This is a genomic window from Filibacter tadaridae, from assembly GCF_900609045.1.
Classification (GTDB): Bacteria; Bacillota; Bacilli; order Bacillales_A; family Planococcaceae; genus Sporosarcina; species Sporosarcina tadaridae.
This window is the reverse complement of the sequence record NZ_UXAV01000017.1, coordinates 43,474-64,598: the sequence shown is the minus strand read 5'-3', so window position 1 is coordinate 64,598 and position 21,125 is coordinate 43,474. Positions and strand designations below refer to the sequence as shown.

The window sequence follows — 21,125 nt, the reverse complement described above, 5'->3', positions numbered from 1 at the left end:
GAAATCGAAAAAACCAGGCAGCCTAGGCTGTCTGGTTTTGAGTTTATTATGAGATGACACCGAGTTCTTTACCTACCTTTTCGTAGATGGCGAGGGCGTCGTCGAGCATTTGTTTTGTGTGGGCTGCGGTTGGCATGTTGCGAACGCGGCCTTTTCCTTTGGCGACTGTTGGGAAGACGATGGATTTTGCGTATACGCCTTCTTCTGCTAGCCGTTTAGAGAATTGTTGTGTTAACTTCTCTTCGCCGATGATGCATGGCGTGATTGGCGTTTCGGAAACGCCGATATCGAAGCCTAGTTTGGATAGGCCTTCTTTTAGGTAATTGCCGTTTTCCCACAGCTTATCGTGCAGTTCGGTGGACGCTGAAATTTTATCGAGCGCGCCCATGGTAGCTGCGATATCACCTGCTGGAAGTGCTGTTGAGAATAGGAACGGACGAGAGCGTACTTTCAACCAGTCAATCAGCGCCTGTGTTCCGGCGACATATCCACCGACAACGCCAATTGCTTTCGACAGTGTACCCATTTGCAAATCGATTTCTTTTTCAAGACCGAAGTGCTTCACAGTGCCTTTCCCTTTACCTGTAACACCAGAACCGTGTGCGTCATCGACATAAGTGATTAAGTCGAATTCCTTTGCGATTTCAACTACACCTGGAAGGTTGGCAATGTTGCCGTCCATCGAGAAAACGCCGTCTGTGATGTACATCACTTTTTCATATAGACCGGATTCTGTTGCTTCTTTCGCTTTGGCGCGAAGGTCATCCATATCCTGGTGATTAACGCGGATGACTTTTGCACCGGAAAGGCGGCAGCCGTCGATAATGGATGCGTGATTTAATTCATCCGAAAGAATGGCGTCTTTTTTATTCATAACTGCGGAAATAGCCGCCATATTACAGTTAAAACCGGATTGGTAGGAAATTGCAGCTTCCGTTCCTTTGAACTCCGCCAATTTCTTTTCAAGCGCAACGTGGATATCGAGCGTTCCGTTAATCGTACGTACAGCTCCTGCACCCACGCCGTACTTGTTCGTTGCATCAATCGCTAACTTTTTCAAATCCTCGTCTGTTGCAAGGCCTAGGTAGTTATTCGACGATAAGTTGATGAGGTCCTTGCCTTTAATTTTAATAACGGGTCCATTTGGTCCTTCAATCGGATCAATTTCGTTGTACAATCCTTGGTCACGTAGTTCTTTTAAATTTTCCTGTAAAAAAGCATCGAGTATTTTAGACAAGGCTATCTTCCTTTCAAACAGATGTTGCTTCCATTCTAACACACAGCAGACTTTTGCGTAGAACGAAGCGCATTGCCGCTAGGAAAGTTCGATTAACCGCTCTGATTTCTCCTTGAAAATAGATGGGTTGATGGCTGAATCCATCGCCACCCGCAAACTATTTAGAGCTTGTGCATAGGACTGCATATATCCCGCCGCATCAAGCATTTTCTCCTTATAGGTATCTCGTATTGCGACAACTTTTTCCTCCGCATCTGCATCCTCTTTACACATATGCACCAGGTCCAGCACTTCATCACCGGGACGTTCGGGATCATATGCGTGCGGTTGCGTTGCGTCGAGAAAGCAAACTGATAACTCGGGGAATAAAACAAGATCCACCCCGCTTGGGTCAAGTCCGCACCAGCCGTAGAGCACGTCGAATCCTCGTTTTTCCCCTTCTGCGCCTAGTGATTTCATAAGAGTGGATTTTCCGGTTCCAGCAAGTCCTTTAATAAGGATGCGTCTATTCAAGCGTTTTGTAATCGAGGGGATGAAATCATATGCGCCATCAGACGATAATGAACCGATGAGTCTATGCGATACTGATGCTTCCTTATTCAGCTCGATTGTTCCAAATAACTCTTCTTTCAATGAAGCAATCAATTCCTCATGAAGTTGCCATTGCATCCGCGCGATATTAACCTTTTCCCAATCATCATGTATATTCTTTCCATCCGCGAGTGATTGCAATGCTTTGTCGAGCGCTTTTTCTGATTCGGCTAGTTTTTCCACAATGAACTGGTTTTGCTCGCGTAATTCCGTTTCATTGTACATATCGTAAAAGCTGATAACGCGGTGTCGTCCACCTATATCTGTTGGTTCAAGTGAAACTGGATGCGAGGCCTGAAGGTAAAATAGGTTCGGTCCTTTAACGTAAACTGCATGGGTCTGTTCGATTTGAACTGGATCCATGAATTTGTCAACGTCCAATCCTCGTTTCACAAAGTACATTGCGGTTTCATTCAACACATCCGAGAGTGCATTTGTCGGAGGGCATTTCAGGAAAATTGTTTCTGCCGCTGATGCAATCAGCTTATCGTATTTATGGGAGATTCCTCGGCCTGTATAGGCTGTCCCCATGTATTGAGTTATCGATCCGTAAATGTCGATCATCCTTTCTGTACATACGGTTAACGTATGCACAGACAACGAAAAAAAGCACGGCGACTATGCCTGTGCTTCACATTTTTCACTTTCTAATAAAGCCCCTTCATCTTCCTCTCGCATTAATTTCAACAAAAGCCTACGAGATTGAGGGAGTGTGTAATGGACGAATTGCCCGATAAGAAGGGCAACCAGCACCGTTCCTATACCAACAGGGCCGCCGAGCAGCCAACCAAATACAGCAACAATTACTTCGATTGCTGTCCGAATCTTTTTCACACTGATTCCAAGTTTTTCTACGAAAAGTAGCATCAGACTATCCCGAGGACCCGCCCCAATATTGGGAGACACATATACGCCGATACCATATCCCATGACAATAACGCCCAGTGCAAAAATGATTGATTGACCCCAAAGCGTTGTGAATTCGGGAAGTAACCAGTTGAATAGATCGATGAAAACACCGATAAGAATCATATTCAACCATGTACCAATTTTCGGCCACTCTTTCAAAATAGCTGCGGTCAACACAACTATGATAAAACCCGTGATAATTCCCCATGTACCGATCGTTAACCCGAAATTACGATATAAACCGACATGCAACACATCCCACGGACCGATACCCAGACGTTGCCCTTTAATGGTCATTGAAATACCAAGGGAAAGAATAAGCATTCCGCCTATAAAGAATGTCCATCTCCATACTAAGTTCTTATTCATACAATTCCTTCTTTCTATCAAGAAAAGCGACAGCGCCTGTTTTGGGGCGACAGGCATAAGACAGCTCGAAAATGTGGCGTACTTTGCCACATATTCGGGATGGCTTATGACCCAAGCCCCTAGGCGCTGGAGCTAGACAATAAGAAAAGCGACAGCGCCTGTTCAGGGGCGACAGGCATAAGACAGCACGGAAATGTGACGTACTTTGCCACATATTCGGGATGGCTTATGACCCGAGCCCCTAGGCGCTGGAGCTAGACAATAAGAAAAGCGACAGCGCCTGTTCAGGGGCGACAGGCATAAGACAACTCGAAAATGTGGCGTACTTTGCCACATATTCGGGATGGCTTATGACCCGAGCCCCTAGGCGCTGGAGCTAGACAATAAGAAAAGCGACAGCGCCTGTTTTGGGGCGACAGGCATAAGACAGCACGGAAATGTGGCGTACTTTGCCACATATTCGGGATGGCTTATGACCCGAGCCCCTAGGCGCTGGAGCTAGACAATAAGAAAAGCGACAGCGCCTCGAATAGGGTGAAAAATGCTTACTTCCTTGCCATTTAAAAAACTATTCAGGTCATCTACCTAATCTATTCATTGTAGCATGTCCGCTGTTCTCGAGATAGGGAGCTATTCTTTTACGATGTCGCAAAATGTCGCTTCTGCTATACGAGCAAGCTCACTAGGAGTGAGCTTCATTTGCATTCCAGGTTTCCCCGCGCTGACAATCATTTTGTTGAGCGATTCCGCAGATTTGTCGATAGTTGTCGGGTATTTCTTTTTCATGCCGATGGCGGAGCACCCGCCCCGTACATAGCCCGTTTCTTTCGTTAGCTCTTTCAATGGCAGCATTTCTAGTTTTTTGACGCCGGCTGCCTTTGCGGCTTTTTTTAAATTAAGTTCCAGTGCAACGGGCACTAGAAATACGAAAAGTTCTTTTGGTGCTGCAATCGTGACAAGGGTTTTGAAAACGGTGTCCACTGCTTGTCCTGTTTTTTCTGCTACGGAGACACCGTCTAGAAGCCCGTCGTTTACGTCGTATTCCATCAGTTCGTAGGCGATATTTTCTCCATCGAGAATCCGGACGGCATTTGTTTTTGCCTTGTTATTGTGCTTCGCCATTTTCTTACATCCCCTTTCAACCCCGTCGACTTAAAGAATCCTTCTAACACCGCTCCGCGCTTGGAGATGCCTCCCGCGATAAGCGGGATATAACAGTTACTTATCGAATAGCTTTTTTAGGGCATCCGCCATTGCGGTATTTTCCGGTTCCTCTTGTTTTTTCATGAATTTCTGGACATCGCGCTTGTCAGCTTTTTTGCCGCCGGAATTCTCTCTACGCTTTTCAAATGCTGATAATTTCTCGCGATGTCCGCATTTGCAAACGAAAATTTTCCCGTCGCCTTCGCCGCGCAACTCCAATTTCTTTTTACATACCGGGCATCTTGCATTCGTCAATGTGGAAACATTTTTCCGGTGACCGCATTCACGGTCTTGACAGACAAGCATCTTGCCGCGTTTGCCGTTCACTTCGAGCATGAGCTTTCCGCAATCCGGGCATGCTTTCCCAGTGACATTATCATGTTTGTACTTTTTATCGTCTGTTTTAATGTCGATAACCGTTTTTTTAGAGAAACCAATCATATCTTTCATGAAGGCTGCTTTTTTCATTTGGCCCTTCGCGATTTTCGAAAGTCCTTGTTCCCATTCTGCTGTCAGTGCAGGAGATTTCAAATCTTCCGGGACAAGTTCAAGTAGTTGACGCCCTTTTGAAGTCGTATAAATATCGTTCCCTTTTTTCTCCATGACAAATGAATTGAATAAACGTTCAATGACATCTGCACGGGTTGCGACCGTTCCCAGACCGCCCGTTTCACCCAGTGTTTTGATGAGGTCTTTTGATTCACCTTGCATGAACTGGGCAGGGTTTTCCATGGCACCAAGTAGCGTACCTTCATTAAACCGCGCAGGTGGCTTCGTTTTTCCATCTGTCATGACAACGGCTCGGATCTTCACGTCTTCGCCAATTGTATATGCTGGAAGGGTATCGGTATCCGCTTCTTCCTCATCCGTGTTGTATACCTTTTTCCATCCTTCATTAGCGATTGTCCGGCCTTTTGCACTGAATGTTTCAGTCCCTACGGCTAGCTCTGCAGTCACTTGGTCGTAACGGAACGCACCGAAGAATACAGCCAAGAAACGTTTGACAATGATGTCGTACAACCGTTTCTCTTTATCGGATAAGTTTTGAAGAAGCGGCGTTTCCTCTGTCGGGATGATGGCATGGTGATCCGAAACTTTTTTATCATCAATAACGCCTTTCTGCGGTTTGACTGCTCCCGAACGGAGAAGTGTATTGACAGATTTTCGATACGGTCCAATATCGACTGCTTTGATGCGTTCTTTTAGTGTATTTGCCATATCGGATGTCAGGTGTTTCGAATCGGTACGTGGATAGGTAACTGCTTTATGACGTTCATATAAGCCTTGCAATGTTGATAACGTCTCTTTTGCAGACCATGACCACCGACGATGGGCTTCTTTTTGCAGCTCCGTTAAATCGAATAGATGTGGTGCAGGTTGCGATTTCGGTGTCGTTTTCACGTCTACTATTTTTCCAGAATGTACGCTATCTAATTTCGCGATTAATTTCTCAACTGCTTCTTTATCGAACGACTGTGTTTGACCTGCTCTATCATGCCAAGTGAATTTGGCAGTTTCCGTCAATGCTTGCATACCGTAAAACGCTTTCGGCTTGAAGTCGCGGATTTGTTTTTCACGTTCCGCAATCATCGCAAGCGTAGGCGTTTGCACGCGGCCCGTCGATAGTTGTGCATTGTGTTTCACTGTCAGTGCGCGTGTTGCGTTAATGCCGACGACCCAATCCGCTTCTGCGCGAGCGACCGCCGCTTGGTACAAGTTTTCATAGGCACGGCCGTCTTTCAAATTATTGAAACCGTCTTTAATGGCCTTGTCTGTGACGGATGAAATCCATAACCGTTTGACAGGTTTGTTGACTTTCGCCATCTCCAGAATCCAACGTGCGACAAGTTCCCCTTCACGTCCCGCATCTGTTGCGATGATGATATCCTTTACATCACTGCGTTTGAGTTGGGCTTTCACTGCATTGAATTGTTTCGAGGTTTGACGAATCGGTATCAATTTGAATGGCTCCGGGATAATGGGTAGATGTTCGAGTTTCCACTCCTTGAATTCATTGCCATAGCCTTCCGGATCTGCATGTGTCACTAGATGCCCTAGCGCCCATGTGACGATATAATTTGTGCCTTCAAGAAAACCGTTCCCTTTTTTATTGCAACCGAGCACTCGTGCAATATCGCGTGCTACGGATGGTTTTTCAGCTAGTACCAGTGATTTGGACATAACATAATCCCCCTTCTACATAAGTCGATTATACGGGAGAACGGTGATTTCTGCATGTCGAGCGAATAGAGATACCCTGAACATTCCCGACATCCCCCTTTCCATAAATCAAAAAATCCCCACCAATACCATTCTGACATGGCGTTGGTGGGGTTTTTAATCAGTCATCGTCCAATGCATCCTTCGATAACCTTTTGCTCATTTCTGCGTATTTCACAAAGACCCTTGCGAGTTCACGTAGGCGGTCGTGCACATCATTGTCGATAATGTTGTTGTCACGATCAAAATGGCTTCTATGTGTATAAACATAATTCGGTGTCACGAGGCAGCGGAAGTAATCCAAGATTGGTTTCAGCTGATTCTCGATGACGAGGTGATGCTGGTATGTACCGCCATTTGCAACGATGGATACCGGTTTGTAACGCATCGTATGTGGGTGAAGCATGTCAAAAACGTTTTTCAATACACCGGGGATCGAACCTTGGAAAACGGGTGTTGCCACAATATAACCGTCTGCTTCATTGAATTTGTGGACAAGTTTTTTCATGTCATCGTTGTAGTCGCTGGCTGGTCGACCATCGACGAATTGATGTGTATAATCCGCCAATTTCAGTATTTCAAGTTCGTATCCACAGCCGGTCTCTTCTATATAAGAACGTACCATTTCAAGAACAGCACCTGTTTTGTTGCCGATAATGGTCCCGTCCAAAAACAAAACTTTCACTATTCACCCTCCTCACTGCTTTTTCTATAATTCCAATCGTATCAAAAAAAGTGGTTGCTGACCCGAAAACGGTCTCAGCAAACCACTTTTCCGACGCTTTATTGTGCTGAAAGGGGTGCATCCCCTGGAATAGCTGGTTTTACCGCTTTTTCCACTTCCGAAAACCGTTCTTCGATTTTCTCATATGGAATTGGCTTATTTCCATTTCCCACTTCCAGACGTTCTTTCACACGTTCAATTGTTTTTGCAGGAGACGTCAATGCAACAATTATATCCCCAGCCACGGCCCGTAGTTCGACTTCTGATGTGAAGAATTCAATTGTACCATCTACACGTAGGATAAACAGAAGAATTGATTTATCGTCCCGTTCACGAAGGTATTGTGTATAACTATATTGTTTCGTAATGGTTGTTTTTCGGATTACATGCCCTGCATTCATCCGCTCATCCAAGTCATAAATTGAAATGGCCGGTGAAAATAGCTTTTGTCCTCCTGTAATGTTGAAGGAATCGACGTCTTTTCCGACATGGAATGCCGTTTGGAATAGATGTTCATGCCCTAAATCAGGTGCAAAGTCCGCACAAATATGCGCATTGTACGTATCCCTCTTCGTCATCGCGAGCATATAGCGATAAGGCGTCAAATCGAGATGGTATTCAATTTGTTCCGATAGGATATCACCGACGTAACTGGAAAGCCCTAACTTTCTCGCATGTGATAAACCTGCCCATGATTGGTCAATTAGAAGTACTTCATTGCCAGTATCTTTGACCGATTTTGCAAGTTCAGCCGCAAAACGTGTGCCGCTGACAATAAGTACACCCGATTCGTCCGTCGTTGTAAGGTTCAGCTTTTTGGCGATAAAACCAATGGAGAATCCGTGTACAACAACTGTGAAAAAGACAAGAGCGAATGTCAATGCTGTTAATATTTCTGCATCCTTATATCCCGAATCCAACAAAATCGTTGCAAAATAACCCGATACAGTAAGTGCTACAATACCGCGTGGCGCAATCCACCCAACAAGTATTTTTTCCCGTATACTCATATCCGTGCCGATTGTCGATAACCAAATGGACAAAGGCCTAACGATAAAGAGCATAGCAAGGACATATAAAATAATGTTCGGTTTGAAAATTTCAATAAGAATATGCGGATCAAGTGATGCGGTCAACATTACGAATATACCCGAAACAAGAAGGACGGATATATTCTCTTTAAATTGCCGAACGTCATGGAGTGTCGTCAAATGCATATTTGCCATGGTAATCCCCATCGCTGTAACAGCTAGAAGTCCGGTTTCGTGCATAATTTCATCTGACAAAACGAAAACGGAAATAACGACGACAAATAAGATTGGTGCTTTCAGGAACTCGGGTATGCTGCCACGTTCGAATGCGTTGCCGATTATCCGGGCGGCTACCCACCCAATCAGTACAGCAAATACAGATGCTGCAAAGAATAAGAGAAGTGCTTTTAGTGTTACTTCGCTATTAAGGAATTTGATGAACTCAAAAGCGAATACAGCGAGAAGTGCACCGAATGGGTCAACGACAATCCCTTCCCATTTCAAAATGGCGGCGGGTCGCGGTTTCAATTTTGCCTGCCGTAACAGCGGTAAAATAACCGTTGGACCCGTTACGATGAACAAACCGCCGATAATGAATGCAACCGCAAATGAAAGACCGGCCAAGTAATGCGCCGCAAGCGATCCTGCAATCCAGGCAATAAATGCGCCAATCGTCACGATGCGTCCAATCGGTTTGCTGAATTCTTTAATTTCCTTGAAATCGAGGTTCAAACTACCTTCAAAAAGAATGATTGCCACTGCAAATGTAATGATCGGTCCGAATAAATCTCCCATGCTTTCTTGCGGGTTAATGAGACCGAATATAGGACCGACAAGCAGCCCAGCGACAGACATAATAACAATCGCAGGCATGCGGAATTTCCACGCTATCCATTGCGATAATATCCCAATTAAGATGACTAGCATCAGGTCAAACAATAATGAATCGAACAATGGAATCACCCCACTCCAAACTTTAATTAAATGCTAGTTTAACATAATAACCGTCGCTGTCCATTGATTTGAATGGATGGCTATTTGATAGGATCAATAAGGTGTTTCCCACTTACATAACGGTGCATTTTCTTGCTTTCAAAAAAGGCATATCCTACTTTTTCTTTACATACGCTAGAAGGACAGACTCATTGAATTTCTAAGAAAGGGTTGATTCCAATAGACGGACAAGAGAAAAAGACAGTTGCCATCCATATTTCACGGGCAGATGAAAAAGGGACATACCCCGAACGTCGAGCCGCTATGATTGCAAATACATTGAAAGAAGAAGTGACTATTCAATTCATATGTGGAGAGAACTCTCCGCCGGCACCCGAAGGATTCGAAAGCGTCACTGCGGTTGGAAACCGCGCTTTTTTAAATGCGTTATCGGTAATGAAACCTGATCTTTTAATACGCGATAGTGGGTCCACAATACGGGAAGAGGTCGAAAAAGTAAGGACAATCGTACCTTCTATTATCCATTTCGATGATTTTGGAGACGGTGGAAACAGTGCCGACCTTGTATTCCAGACATTGTATGCAGATTCAAACGACAGTGTTCCAGAGCATTATGTCGTCGGAACCGAAAGTTTTATAGCTGATGATTTGATGGTCCCTTTTGAAAAAATTGGTCTTCGAAAAGAGCAATCGAATTATATTCCACACCTCGTCATTTCGTTTGGCGATGAAGATATCGGTAACTTATCGTATCGTGCACTTAGGCATATGATGCAATTGCAAATTCCTTTAAAAGTGACTGTTCTAATCGGGGAGCGCTATCCACATGATTCGAGTGCACTTCAAATGATGGCGCTTGGTAGACGAAATACATTCATAAAACTTCCGCCGTATAATTTTGCAGAAGTATGTTCAACTGCCGATATCATTTTATGTGCCTCGGGATACATGCCATATGAAGTGGCTGTAATGGGGATTCCTTGTGTTGTACTTGCACAAAATGATTTCGAAGTCGGCCTAGCATTCCCCAAAGAGCAACATGGATTCATCCACCTTGGACTTGGTCGCAAAGTGAAGCAATCGAGTTTACTAAATGCCATTATGGAGCCTCTCTTACACGAACCGCTCCGTAAAAAAGCGATCGCAAGACAAACCGCACTTGGTCTCGGCGACGGTAAAGATGCCGTATGCGAAGCAATCCGCTATTATCTTGAGTATCCGAAACGATCAGTGGACAATCTGACAAGAAAAGCAACATCCAATATGCTACACTAAGAGAAAATGCGAGGTGTTTTCTTTTATGAATAAACGTCAACTAGAAAGTGAGATTGCTGAACTCAAAATGGATTATATCAGTTTGCAAGGCGATATCGAGAAACTCGAATCAACTGGTAATGACAGTTATGTAACAAAAGCGGAGGTCCGGCTCGCCAAGTTGGAAGAAAAACTTGCTGAGTTGAATAAACAACTAGATGATTTGGAATAAGTAGAAGGCTGCCCGATGAATAATCGGACAGCCTTTTTTGTTGTTCGGGTGTATGGGTCTGCGGGGCGATCAATCTTCCTTGCGAAGCGATCAATTGGCGGCGGTTCGCGATCAATCAGCAACGGTTCGCGATCATTCCAACCTGCCAACCGATCAATCAGCGGCAGTTCGCGATCATTCCAACCCGCCAACCGATCAATCAGCAGCGGTTCGCGATCATTCCAACCCGCCAACCGATCAATCAGCAACGGTTCGTGATCATTCCATCCCGCCAAGCGATCAATAAGCAACGGTTCGCGATCATTCCAACCCGCCCAGCGATCAATAAGCGGCGGTTCGCGATCATTCCAACCCGCTAAGCAATCAATCAGCGGCAGTTGGCGATTATTACTCCTTGCCAAGCAATCAATCAGCAACGGTAACGCCCATAAAACACCTACCGCTTCAATACGTCGTCAATTTCAGCAGCTTTTGAAGGGAGTAAATCCCCCGTTGGAAGAATGTAAAACTATCCTGATATTCTTCCAAATCCAGTGTATACATCGCATCTTCATTTTCCCAAAGTCTAGTAAAGTAGGCGTCAATATCACGCACCAGTTCACTATCACTCTTCGCAATCACTCGTAAGTTCGCTTCTAAATTATAGTTATCCAGCGTTCTATCCGTCAGATTGGCAGAGCCGTTTGAAATATAGGTTTCATCCGCAGTCTTAACTACCACAAGTTTCGTGTGGTATTGCCCGATGACTGTGTTGTACCACCTGACATGGATCTTCCCTGCGGAGTCTTCCACCATTTCCTGCACAACAGGTCGATTCGGAAGGCCCGACTTTTCATTTCCAAAAGAATTTTCATTCGGATCTAAAATCATTTCGACGTGGACACCGCGATTCGAAGCCTCAACGAGTGCATTGACGAGATCGCGTTTGGCAATGAAAAACATACCTATCCGAATGGTATCCCCTTTTTGTGCTTTTGCAATATCATCAAGCATCGCATCGAGAATCTTTTTCTCAGTCAAGTATTGAACGGCATACTCTCCGCCGTTCGAGCGCTTTGCATCGACACGTGGCAACGTTCCCCCGGTCGTGTAGTTCACGACCGCCTCTTCCGCTTCCAAAATATCGTTCAGGATGCCGCCTTTCACCGTCAATGCGGCATTACCGTGAAAACCACTCGCGTCATGCGGATTCCCCGATGTGACGAGCGCTTCTTTATCCGTAACAATGGTTTTTCGATGATTGGCTTTAACATTCAGTAAAGTGATGTATGAAGCAAGCGTCATCTTAGGAGCCTTGCTCGACATTGCATTGGCAATCCATCCGTTATGGCCAAAGTCCACCCACTGGAATAACGTTCTGTATAGACCTGAATAAAGGGGCGTGGAATCACGCAACGGTTCAAGATCCGTGTAGACGACGTCAATCCTTGCGTCTTCCATCTTGCCAAACCATTTGGATTCATAAGAACCATACCCCGTGTTCAATGGATCCGTGATGAACGTGATGGGCATATCGGGATGTGCCTCTTTTTTCTTTACGAGTTTGGCAGTCAACGCCTCCGCAATTTCCGGAAAGTCAACGCCTTCATCGGTGTAATGGTCCATCAGGAAAAAATCAAGTACGATGAATTGATCAGCTTCGTCAATCATTTTGTACACTTCATCGAAAATAGTCAATTCGTGCTCCATGCCATCCCCGTCTTTATTTTGCGCGTACGTCAAGTCGGTGAACAGCTCGACATCATCTGTCCAGTGAATCTCCCCTGCATATGAAATCCCTTCCGGAAGTGGTTTATATGTATGCCATAATATAACGCTTATATAAAGCAATCCAAACAAAACAAAACCTGTGAGTAGAATCCATTTCTTTTTGCTGAACCTTTTTTTCTCGTTCTCTTTCATTCCATCAACCCCGTTCAACTACCCTGTCTATCAATTAATGAATTCCCTGCGTACATGATTTGCAAACAAAAAAGCATAGCCAGAAAACGGCCATGCCCTTATGCGATGACGTACTCTTGTACCGCAGTGTCTTCAATCATTAATTCTTTCAAGTATTTCTTTGCACGGAACAACCGTGATTTCACTGTACCAATTGATACTTTCATCGCTTCCGCAATTTCAATTAACGAGTACTGATGGACATAGAAGTATTCAATAGTCGTTTTGTAAATCGCATCGAGTTGACCAATTTTTTGTTGAACAAGCGATTGGATATCATTTTGCTCAAGCAGTTCCGCTGGCGATAAATTATCACTGGGAACCAAATCCAGTAACGGAACGTCTAATGTATCAGGCTGGTTCATAACGTGTTTACTGCGTCGAACGTCTTTGCGGTAACGGTCACGGAAAGTGTTCATACAGATTGTTGTCAACCAAGCTTTCATATGATCAACGCCATCCATCCGCCCACTATAGCGAACAACCTTCACCCAGACATCTTGCATAAGATCCTCAGCCTCTTCTTTGTTACGCGTCAATTTTAGGCAAAGGTGATATATGTAACGTCCATATTCTTCATATAATTCATTTAAGTTGATTTTCATATTCAAACGCTCCTGTCTTCTTGCTACTGTATCCATTATCAGCAATTTGAACATTTCAAACCATCTTATTCTCTTTCATTTAACTTACAAACATGTAAGGAAGAAAAGTGAAAGCGGCCTGCCTAGATGCGACAGGCATAAGACGGGCCAGAAAAGCGGCGCTCTTTGCCGCTTAGCTGGACTGGCTTATGACCCGAGCATCTGGCCGCTTGAACTGGACAATAAGAAAAGTGGAAGGCGCCGTTTAGCCTCGACAAGCGCTGGAAGCCTTAGGGATAAAGGCGTTCTTTGCCTTTCTCCCTAAGGCTGAAGCGACTCGAGAGGCTGGCGACTGGAACTGGACAATGAAAAGTGAAAGCGGCCTGCCTAGATGCGACAGGCATAAGACGGGCCAGAAAAGCGGCGCTCTTTGCCGCTTAGCTGGACTGGCTTATGACCCGAGCATCTGGCCGCTTGAACTGGACAATAAGAAAAGTGAAAGCGGCCTGCCTAGCCTCTACAGACCCCAAAAACCCCGATGCCATCCCTAGGCATCGGGGTTTACCTATCCATTCAGTTATCTTCATCCCGAATTGTAATGGCCATGCTAATTATTCGATTGCGGTCCATCTCTTCGATTTCAATAAGTAGGTCTTCATAGGTGAATCGTTCGCCCGGTTCAGGTACATGTCCCAATTCTTGTAGAACAAATCCTCCAAGCGTTTCATGGTCGGTCGGTAGTTCGATCCCGAATAGATCCATCGCATCGATGATTTCTAGTCGACCGTGACATTTCAGCATCGTGTCTGTTTTCTCGTAGACAAGTACCTCTTCATCTTCATCCGTCTCATCCTCGATATCCTGCCCAATCATCTCTTCAATAATATCCTCTTGTGTGATAATACCGAGCGTCCCACCATATTCATCCAAAACAATTGCGATATGCTTTTTCTTCGCAAGCATCATCTTAAAAACTTTCTCTACACTTGCAGACTGCACGACATATAACAAATCGCGGTCAATCATATCGCCTAGCTTTTGCCCCGGCTCCATCGACCATCCAATAATCATTTTTGAATAGAAAATACCAATGATGGTATCCAGACTTTCTTCGTAGACCGGGTAACGTGTGTAAGAATTCTCAAGAATCGTGTCACGCACTTCCTCGTATTCTGCCTCAATCGGCAACCCGACGACATCCGTCCGATGCGTTTCAAGAACATCGGATACGTCTTTTTCCGGGAAATCTAGTACACCTTTCAACCGGATTGATTCATCCTGTTCAAAAGTTCCTTCTATAGAAGCGATGTCCACCATTGATCGTAGTTCAGCTTTCGTTAATGTGGCTTGCGTAACTGTACCTTTGGAAATGATGCGGATGAAAACATTGGTGAATAACCCAAGCAAAGCTGTAAGCGGTAACAAAAGCTTCACAATAATTGAAATGGGTGGTGCGACAACATAGGCAATCCGATCAGCAAAAGTGGCTGCAATCGTTTTAGGCAATACTTCGCCGAAAACAATAAGAACCACGGTTAACACACCGGTCCATAAACCGACACTCAGCCCTTTATCGTATGCAATCATTGTAACGATTGTCGGCATCATAATATTCGCTATGTTATTTCCGATCAAGATAGCTGTAATCATTCGGTCCGGTTTAGAAATCAGTTGCTGCAATTTAATTGCTTTAGTGTCTCCTTGATCGGCTTGAAGCTTAATCTTCATTCTATTAACTGCTGTAAGTGCCGTCTCACTTCCTGAGAGGAAAAACGACATGAACAAAAAGAATGCGAGTGCGATAAACAATTGCTGTCCCTCCTGGGAATCGTTCAAATTCGTTCAATTACTAACTTTCCAATTATCATACCATAATATACTTATTCCAGTCTGTTCTACTAACTCAAAATTTCTCCTTCTGCTATACTATTTCTATTCACGAAATTAATCGAAAAGAGGGATTGCAGTGGAACATTTACAAACACTGGACGGCTATTTCAAAGAAAATCGAGAAGAACATCTTGGTCAATTAAAAGAATTCCTTCGTATTCCGAGTATTAGCTCATTATCTGAACATAAAGGTGATATGAAAACGGCTGCCGAGTGGTTGATGAATTCATTCAACTCAGTAGGACTTGAAAATGTATCGATTGACGAAACAGATGGCCATCAAGTCGTTTACGGCGATTGGCTTCATGCGGAAGGCAAACCGACAATACTCGTGTATGGCCATTATGATGTACAACCTGTAGATCCGTTGAACCTATGGACCAGCGCACCTTTCGAACCTGAAGTGCGTGACAACAAATTGTTTGCACGCGGCGCAAGTGACGATAAAGGACAAGTGTTCATGCATGTCAAAGCTGTTGAAGCACTTATGAAAGAATCGGGAAGCTTGCCAGTCAATGTGAAATTCATCATTGAAGGTGAAGAAGAAATCGGTAGCCCGCATCTCGAAAAGTATATTAAGGAAAACAAGGACAAGCTTGCGGCTGATATCATCGTTATTTCCGATACTGGTATGCAAGGTCCCGGACAACCTGCTGTATGTTATGGTTTACGCGGACTTACTGGTGTTCAGATTGACGTCCAAGGCTCTCAAAGTGACCTTCACTCCGGTTTATATGGCGGCGGTGTCCAAAATCCGATTCATGCACTTGCTGAAGTTCTTGCATCGTTCCGCGATCAGGAAGGCACGATTGCAGTTGACGGTTTTTACGATAAAGTCCGACCTTTATCAGACGAAGAACGGGAAGCATATAAAGCACTTGGTTTTGATGAAGAAGCACTGAAGGAAGAAGTCGGTGTAGCTGAACTGTTCGGGGAAAAAGGCTTTACCTACCTTGAACAAACATGGGCCCGTCCGACACTTGAAGTGAATGGCATATTTGGTGGCTTTTCAGGCGAGGGCATCAAAACCGTGTTGCCCGCTGAAGCAGGCGCAAAAATCACATGCCGCTTAGTACCCGATCAGGATCCAGACGAAATCGTCGAGAAGTTGAAAGCCCATATCGAGAAACATAAACCAGCTGGCGTCACTGTGAAAGTCAGCGAGTTCGACAAAGGAAAACCATTCATTACACCATTTGACCACCCAGCTATCCAAGCGGCAGGACGCTCTTACGAAAAAATTTACAATGTGCCGACTGCTTATACACGTGGCGGCGGATCGATTCCGATTGTTGCCGCATTCGATGAAATTCTAGGATTACCTGTAGTCTTGATGGGCTTTGGATTGTCTTCCGAAAACTTCCACGCGCCAAACGAACATTTCCATTTGGAAAACTTCGACCAAGGTCTACGTGTAATCGGTGATTATTATTATGAAATTGCCGGCTTTTCGAAAGATGATTTGAAAAAATGATTGTACATGCCGAATCCCCACCAAGAGGATTCGGTTTTTCATTTTTCCATAAAAGGTTTGATGATGTCATTTTAAACAAAAAAGCGCCTGAAATGCATACTAACATGCATTCCAGGCATCAAGTTATTGCGCTTCGTTATCATGGCCATAATACGTAACGATTTCTTCCAACGGTTTACGCGGGCGACCTTTTGGCTTTTCATCAAAGTAGCCAAATTGTAGCATACTGATGATCCGCTCTTCGGGCTTGACGCCAAGTTCTGCTCTGAACTTCGGATTATCAAGGAATCCAGGCGTTTTCCAGCACGTCCCAATTCCCTTGTCCCACGCGAGAAGCAATATGTTCTGAATGAACATGCTTGCCGCTGCGTAATCTTCAAGTCGTTCCTTTTGACGGACATCCTCGGGAACAATTACAAATGCGACTGCACCCGGTCCCTTAAACTTTTTCATTTGCCGTTCCACGTCTTCTTTAGGCAACTCTTTCCACTTTGGTACAGCATATTCACGCAAGACATCAAGAAATTTCACGTAATCTTTATCGGCCGCAATGACGAAACGCCACGGATTGCGATTGCCATGGTTCGGAGCCCATGCAGCATCCTCAAGTATTTCAGCAATATTTTCCTGATCAACCGGTTGTCCATTAAAGTTCTTTATCGAACGACGCGTTATAATTGCGTCTCTCACAGATAGTGCTTGTTCATTCATCGGCATTTCCTCCTTACACATACTTTGACCATTATACCCCATCTGCTTCACTTTTTGCGGATTCATTCAAAATTGCGGTCATTCATCCTTGATTTAATTAACCCTATTGAATTTTCGGAATACGATTCTATTACTTTGCATGTTATAGTATTATGTATAGTAAAAATGTAGATAAGGAAGGGTTTTTCTTATGGATAAAAAACCATTAGCATGGATTGTGGATAGCACAGCCTACATTCCTGAGGCATTACAGATCCATCCCGACTTTTTTTCGGTCCCATTGAATATACATTTCGGTGAAAAACAATTTGTCGATGGAATTGACCTAGAACCACCTCAATTGTATACAAAAATAAAAGCAGCTGAAGAATTCCCAAAAACTTCACAACCATCGGCTGGTGAGTTTTCTGAACGTTTCAAGGAAATTGCAAAAGACTATGAACAAGCTATCGCTATTCACGTTTCCGCAAAATTAAGTGGCACACTCGCATCTTCAACAGCGGGTGCCGACATTGCCGGTTTCCCCGTTACCTTCATCGATTCCAAAGCCTTGTCCTACGGAATTACAGGCTTGATCGAACGTGGGATGGAAATGGTTGAGAGCGGTGCAAGCGTTCCTGAAGTAAAAGAACAGCTTGAAAAAATGGCGGGTACTTTGCACAATTATATTTTAATCGGACAACTTGAACAATTGTACAAAGGCGGGCGCATGAGCGGCGTACAATTCTTCCTTGGAAGCTTGTTGAAAGTGAAACCGATTGTCCAGATTTCAAGTGAGGGAGAATTGCTGGCGATTGAAAAAGTTCGGTCCGAGAAAAAAGCGCTCCAATACTTGGTCGATAAAGTAGCGGAAAGTCAACATGAACGCAAAAAGAAAATTTATTTGATGCACGGCAATGTCATGGAACAAGCCCTGCAGCTAAAAAAGCAGATTACTGATCAGCTACCTGGACTCGAAGTGGAAATCGGTGATGTCAGCTCGACACTTGCTGTACATGCGGGCGAGGGTACACTTGCTGTTTTATGGTTTGATTGAGCAACGAATGAAAGTCGTCCACCCCGAGGGAATGGACGACTTTTTCTGTACATATAGACGATCCAAGTGCAAGGTCACACTTTTCATTCATGAAAAATTGTCGTTGATTTTAAAGAAGATGTAGCGCGCTGCGGGTGTGCTGGCATATGAATCTTTGTATGCCCAGTGGCGATGTTGCGCGTTATAGGTATGCGCGTTGACGAGCGGTACGGCGCCGTCTTTTGCCGTGACGATTGTTGAATGATCGAATCGGCTATCCCCTTGAAAATCGTAGGCAATAACGTCTCCCAATCCTAACTCTTCAGCAGTGGAAACTTGCGTTGCGGTGAGTCCTTTTTTCGAACCCGCCAAATACCATCGTAACGAATGGGCAACGGACCAACTGAAACTCCACGTCCCATTTTGAAGCCACCAGCCTCTTTCGCGATCGGGATAGCCATGCATCGGCGCGCCTCCCGCCAGTAGGCATTGCGAAATATAATTCGTACAGTCTACATCAAACGAAGGAAATGCCGGGTTGCGGTCGTTCCACCATCTATCCGCGTAGCGCACTGCGGCTTCTCTATCGTACATCGTAAACCCCCTCCTCATGCCATCGTATGAATTGGAGAAGGTTGGAATGCATACATAGCAAAAGGCATGAGTCGGACCCTTCTTGCATTTTTTCATCAATGTGTTCATTCTTCAAAAAAAGACGCCCGTAAATAACGGACATCCCTGGTAAATCTATGTATGGAGAATAGGGGGCTCGAACCCCTGACCTTTTGCATGCCATGCAAACGCTCTCCCAGCTGAGCTAATCCCCCGAAAGTTTGGTACAATAAGGATTATAGCAAGTATATTCAAAAAAGACAAGTAGCTGGAGGCGTTCGACATGCAGCATGCAGAGAGAGAAATTACCGAGCCCGTTGCACTTTGTGTTGGCAAAGGGTTATTGAATCCGGAAGCGATAGGATTTTCTCGACAACCTATCATCCAAAGCAATTTGACAGGCCATTTCATGAGGAAGAAGAAATGGAATTATTGGTGTGTGTACGGTGAGGATCTTCTCTTTTCCGCGACGATCAGTCATCTCGATTACGCCGCTGTTTGTTTTGTTTATATTTTAGATTACGAAACGCAACGATTTTATGAAAAACAGATTACTATTCCAATGGGTCGGACTGTCAAGATGCCCGAAGAAGTGCTTACGAGTGTCAAGTTTACAAATGACAATTTGACGCTACAAATTGTTCATATTCAAGGTGAAACACATCTGTCTGTAACAATCCCTGACTTTGACAATGAAGTGCTCCATGCTGATTTCCATATTGTACACCCGGATAACGACGATTCCTTGAACGTGGTAATCCCAAAAAGCCGGGAAGTATTCCAATTCACGGCAAAACACCATACACTCCCCACCTCGGGATTCGTGAAAATCGGTGACAAACGCTATGACTTTAATCCTGAATTCAGTTTCGCGGTTCTCGATTACGGCCGCGGCGTTTGGCCACGTAAAGCGGAATGGAATTGGGCTATGGCATCCCAGCGTCTTGGTGGACGACGAATCGGGCTTAACTTCGGCGGGAAATGGACGGATGGAACAGGAATGACGGAGAACGCGGTGTTTATCGACGGCATCATGACGAAAATCCATGAAGATGTCCTCTTTACATATGATTCTAAAAACTACATGAAGCCGTGGCAAATCCGGACCAAGTTCTCGGATATAGTGGATTTGACATTCACCCCATTTTTTGAAAGAGCATCAACAACGAACGTCAAAATCGTCCAAACAGAAGTCCATCAAGTAGTCGGATACTTTAATGGACGAGTCCGTCTTCACGATGGTTCTTTATTAGCCATTCGACAAATGTTAGGCTGCACAGAAGAGCATCACGCAAAATGGTGATTTCTGTACTGAACTCGGTGTCAGCATTGTAGCCGAATGCTAGCATCTGCCACAATTTGAAGTGAGCAAATGGTGTCAGTAACTCGACACCGGGAATGTGGCACAAACCAGCGAAGGAGCGTCAAGGGGTAGCCGAAGCAATAAGACTGGCAACGATCTTCTGCCAGGCTTATTGCGAGAGGCATCCCCAAGCGCCAAAGTGGGATTCAGTGGACTTCCTTTAATCCCATACGAATAAACTACACACCTTTACATTTTCTAAAGTTTTCCTTTTGTTTAACTTCCTTATTTTTAGGCAAAATAATAAGTAGGACGATTAAACGAAAGGTGATGGAGGAATTGGCCAATTTAAAAGCTGCTGCTATTATTGCTTTGTCAAGCGCACTATTAATGGGTGGTTGTGGTAACTTCGGGAAAAATGCAAACGAGGATAATCGAGAAGATGCTGATATTATTCACGAAAACGAAAAAGAAGGTGGAAGCCTTGAAACTGGTGATGGCTATGGCTTCGATCAATTTGACCTTGAAATAGACGTTGACGGCAACGATGCCATTGACACTGAATACGATGTAACAAAGAAAGCCGAAGGGGAATACGAAAATAAATTAACAAACACCAAGCTGAAAGACAACGAAGCGATGGATGAGCTTGATAAACTATTCATGGATATACTGATTACAAAAGACACACCAGAAGACGAAGTGGTTGAAAAAGTATTGCAATATTACGGTTTGGAAACATACACAAAGTTTGATCTTGAAGTCAATTTCGACGATGGTACAAACTTGGATATTGAGAGAGTGAAATAACGCTTATAGAAAAAGGCTACAAAGATGGTTTTTAACCGTCCTTGTAGCCCTTTTTTCCGTT

The 21,125-nt window shown here is 44.4% G+C and carries 19 protein-coding genes and 1 tRNA gene; 6 read left to right on the top strand and 14 right to left on the bottom strand.

All coding sequences use genetic code 11. The annotated features are described in order from the left end of the window. Positions 1 to 46 precede the first annotated feature (46 nt). The 7 genes from FILTAD_RS01495 to FILTAD_RS01465 form a co-directional block, all read right to left on the bottom strand. Positions 47 to 1,237, bottom strand: a complete 1,191-nt coding sequence (locus FILTAD_RS01495) for a glycine C-acetyltransferase (protein ID WP_124068735.1) — start codon at positions 1,235 to 1,237, stop codon at positions 47 to 49. A 78-nt stretch (positions 1,238 to 1,315) separates the two neighbouring features. Then, the gene (locus FILTAD_RS01490) at positions 1,316 to 2,392 is read right to left on the bottom strand and encodes a hypothetical protein (protein ID WP_148085375.1); all 1,077 of its coding nucleotides are present in this window, start codon (positions 2,390 to 2,392) and stop codon (positions 1,316 to 1,318) included. Positions 2,393 to 2,446: 54 nt separating this feature from the next. Further along, on the bottom strand, positions 2,447 to 3,106 hold the full coding sequence (locus tag FILTAD_RS01485) for a YczE/YyaS/YitT family protein (RefSeq protein ID WP_124068733.1): 660 nt from the start codon (positions 3,104 to 3,106) through the stop codon (positions 2,447 to 2,449). A 630-nt stretch (positions 3,107 to 3,736) separates the two neighbouring features. Continuing rightward, positions 3,737 to 4,228: a Cys-tRNA(Pro) deacylase gene (ybaK, locus tag FILTAD_RS01480; protein ID WP_124068732.1), complete on the bottom strand. Its 492-nt coding sequence runs from the start codon at positions 4,226 to 4,228 to the stop codon at positions 3,737 to 3,739. A gap of 96 nt (positions 4,229 to 4,324) precedes the next feature. After that, positions 4,325 to 6,490 (bottom strand): DNA topoisomerase III, encoded by a 2,166-nt coding sequence (locus FILTAD_RS01475; RefSeq protein WP_124068731.1) that lies wholly within the window; start codon positions 6,488 to 6,490, stop codon positions 4,325 to 4,327. 160 nt (positions 6,491 to 6,650) lie between these two features. Next, positions 6,651 to 7,214: an NADPH-dependent FMN reductase gene (locus FILTAD_RS01470; protein WP_124068730.1), complete on the bottom strand. Its 564-nt coding sequence runs from the start codon at positions 7,212 to 7,214 to the stop codon at positions 6,651 to 6,653. 98 nt (positions 7,215 to 7,312) lie between these two features. Continuing rightward, positions 7,313 to 9,238 (bottom strand): cation:proton antiporter, encoded by a 1,926-nt coding sequence (locus FILTAD_RS01465; protein WP_238988116.1) that lies wholly within the window; start codon positions 9,236 to 9,238, stop codon positions 7,313 to 7,315. A 210-nt stretch (positions 9,239 to 9,448) separates the two neighbouring features. On the opposite strand from FILTAD_RS01465, the gene FILTAD_RS01460 reads away from it, so the two are divergent. Beyond that, the gene (locus FILTAD_RS01460) at positions 9,449 to 10,513 is read left to right on the top strand and encodes a PseG/SpsG family protein (protein ID WP_124068729.1); all 1,065 of its coding nucleotides are present in this window, start codon (positions 9,449 to 9,451) and stop codon (positions 10,511 to 10,513) included. Positions 10,514 to 10,538: 25 nt separating this feature from the next. After that, entirely contained in the window at positions 10,539 to 10,724 is a 186-nt protein-coding gene (locus tag FILTAD_RS16025; RefSeq protein WP_124068728.1) for an SE1832 family protein, read from the top strand. On the opposite strand, the gene FILTAD_RS01450 is transcribed toward FILTAD_RS16025, so the two are convergent. The 4 genes from FILTAD_RS01450 to FILTAD_RS01435 form a co-directional block, all read right to left on the bottom strand. Next, a complete protein-coding gene (locus FILTAD_RS01450; protein WP_124068727.1) occupies positions 10,640 to 11,140 on the bottom strand; it encodes a hypothetical protein in 501 nt (166 codons plus the stop codon). The genes FILTAD_RS16025 and FILTAD_RS01450 overlap by 85 nt on opposite strands. Before the next feature lie 28 nt (positions 11,141 to 11,168). Next, entirely contained in the window at positions 11,169 to 12,626 is a 1,458-nt protein-coding gene (locus tag FILTAD_RS01445; protein WP_124068726.1) for a phospholipase D family protein, read from the bottom strand. Between the two features lie 98 nt (positions 12,627 to 12,724). Next, a complete protein-coding gene (locus FILTAD_RS01440) occupies positions 12,725 to 13,270 on the bottom strand; it encodes an RNA polymerase sigma factor (protein WP_124068725.1) in 546 nt (181 codons plus the stop codon). A gap of 552 nt (positions 13,271 to 13,822) precedes the next feature. Next, complete coding sequence (locus FILTAD_RS01435) at positions 13,823 to 15,058, bottom strand: hemolysin family protein (RefSeq protein ID WP_124068724.1); 1,236 nt, start codon at positions 15,056 to 15,058, stop codon at positions 13,823 to 13,825. 157 nt (positions 15,059 to 15,215) lie between these two features. Between FILTAD_RS01435 and FILTAD_RS01430 the strand changes: the two genes are divergently transcribed. Further along, positions 15,216 to 16,613: a dipeptidase gene (locus tag FILTAD_RS01430; protein ID WP_124068723.1), complete on the top strand. Its 1,398-nt coding sequence runs from the start codon at positions 15,216 to 15,218 to the stop codon at positions 16,611 to 16,613. Between the two features lie 123 nt (positions 16,614 to 16,736). On the opposite strand, the gene FILTAD_RS01425 is transcribed toward FILTAD_RS01430, so the two are convergent. Beyond that, positions 16,737 to 17,324, bottom strand: coding sequence for a nitroreductase family protein (locus FILTAD_RS01425; RefSeq protein WP_124068722.1), 588 nt, complete (start codon positions 17,322 to 17,324; stop codon positions 16,737 to 16,739). A 190-nt stretch (positions 17,325 to 17,514) separates the two neighbouring features. Here FILTAD_RS01425 and FILTAD_RS01420 point away from each other — a divergent pair, with 190 nt between their 5' ends. Continuing rightward, complete coding sequence (locus FILTAD_RS01420) at positions 17,515 to 18,360, top strand: DegV family protein (RefSeq protein ID WP_124068721.1); 846 nt, start codon at positions 17,515 to 17,517, stop codon at positions 18,358 to 18,360. Between the two features lie 87 nt (positions 18,361 to 18,447). Here the strand turns inward: FILTAD_RS01420 and FILTAD_RS01415 are convergent, their stop codons facing one another. Further along, entirely contained in the window at positions 18,448 to 18,933 is a 486-nt protein-coding gene (locus FILTAD_RS01415) for an amidase domain-containing protein (protein WP_124068830.1), read from the bottom strand. Between the two features lie 160 nt (positions 18,934 to 19,093). Then, positions 19,094 to 19,166, bottom strand: a tRNA-Ala gene (locus tag FILTAD_RS01410). 68 nt (positions 19,167 to 19,234) lie between these two features. Between FILTAD_RS01410 and FILTAD_RS01405 the strand changes: the two genes are divergently transcribed. Both FILTAD_RS01405 and FILTAD_RS01400 read left to right on the top strand, forming a co-directional pair. Then, entirely contained in the window at positions 19,235 to 20,254 is a 1,020-nt protein-coding gene (locus FILTAD_RS01405; protein ID WP_124068720.1) for a DUF2804 domain-containing protein, read from the top strand. 339 nt (positions 20,255 to 20,593) lie between these two features. Beyond that, on the top strand, positions 20,594 to 21,064 hold the full coding sequence (locus FILTAD_RS01400; RefSeq protein WP_160117541.1) for a YusW family protein: 471 nt from the start codon (positions 20,594 to 20,596) through the stop codon (positions 21,062 to 21,064). The last annotated feature ends 61 nt before the right edge of the window (positions 21,065 to 21,125 follow it).

Bases quoted from the DNA above. Each gene is read 5' to 3' on its own strand.
- FILTAD_RS01490 (WP_148085375.1), bottom strand. From the start codon at position 2,392: ATGATCGACATTTACGGATCGATAACTCAATACATGGGGACAGCCTAT.
- FILTAD_RS01485 (WP_124068733.1), bottom strand. From the start codon at position 3,106: ATGAATAAGAACTTAGTATGGAGATGGACATTCTTTATAGGCGGAATG.
- ybaK (WP_124068732.1), bottom strand. From the start codon at position 4,228: ATGGCGAAGCACAATAACAAGGCAAAAACAAATGCCGTCCGGATTCTC.
- FILTAD_RS01475 (WP_124068731.1), bottom strand. From the start codon at position 6,490: ATGTCCAAATCACTGGTACTAGCTGAAAAACCATCCGTAGCACGCGAT.
- FILTAD_RS16025 (WP_124068728.1), top strand. From the start codon at position 10,539: ATGAATAAACGTCAACTAGAAAGTGAGATTGCTGAACTCAAAATGGAT.
- FILTAD_RS01445 (WP_124068726.1), bottom strand. From the start codon at position 12,626: ATGAAAGAGAACGAGAAAAAAAGGTTCAGCAAAAAGAAATGGATTCTA.
- FILTAD_RS01440 (WP_124068725.1), bottom strand. From the start codon at position 13,270: ATGAAAATCAACTTAAATGAATTATATGAAGAATATGGACGTTACATA.
- FILTAD_RS01425 (WP_124068722.1), bottom strand. From the start codon at position 17,324: ATGAATGAACAAGCACTATCTGTGAGAGACGCAATTATAACGCGTCGT.
- FILTAD_RS01420 (WP_124068721.1), top strand. From the start codon at position 17,515: ATGGATAAAAAACCATTAGCATGGATTGTGGATAGCACAGCCTACATT.
- FILTAD_RS01415 (WP_124068830.1), bottom strand. From the start codon at position 18,933: ATGTACGATAGAGAAGCCGCAGTGCGCTACGCGGATAGATGGTGGAAC.
- FILTAD_RS01405 (WP_124068720.1), top strand. From the start codon at position 19,235: ATGCAGCATGCAGAGAGAGAAATTACCGAGCCCGTTGCACTTTGTGTT.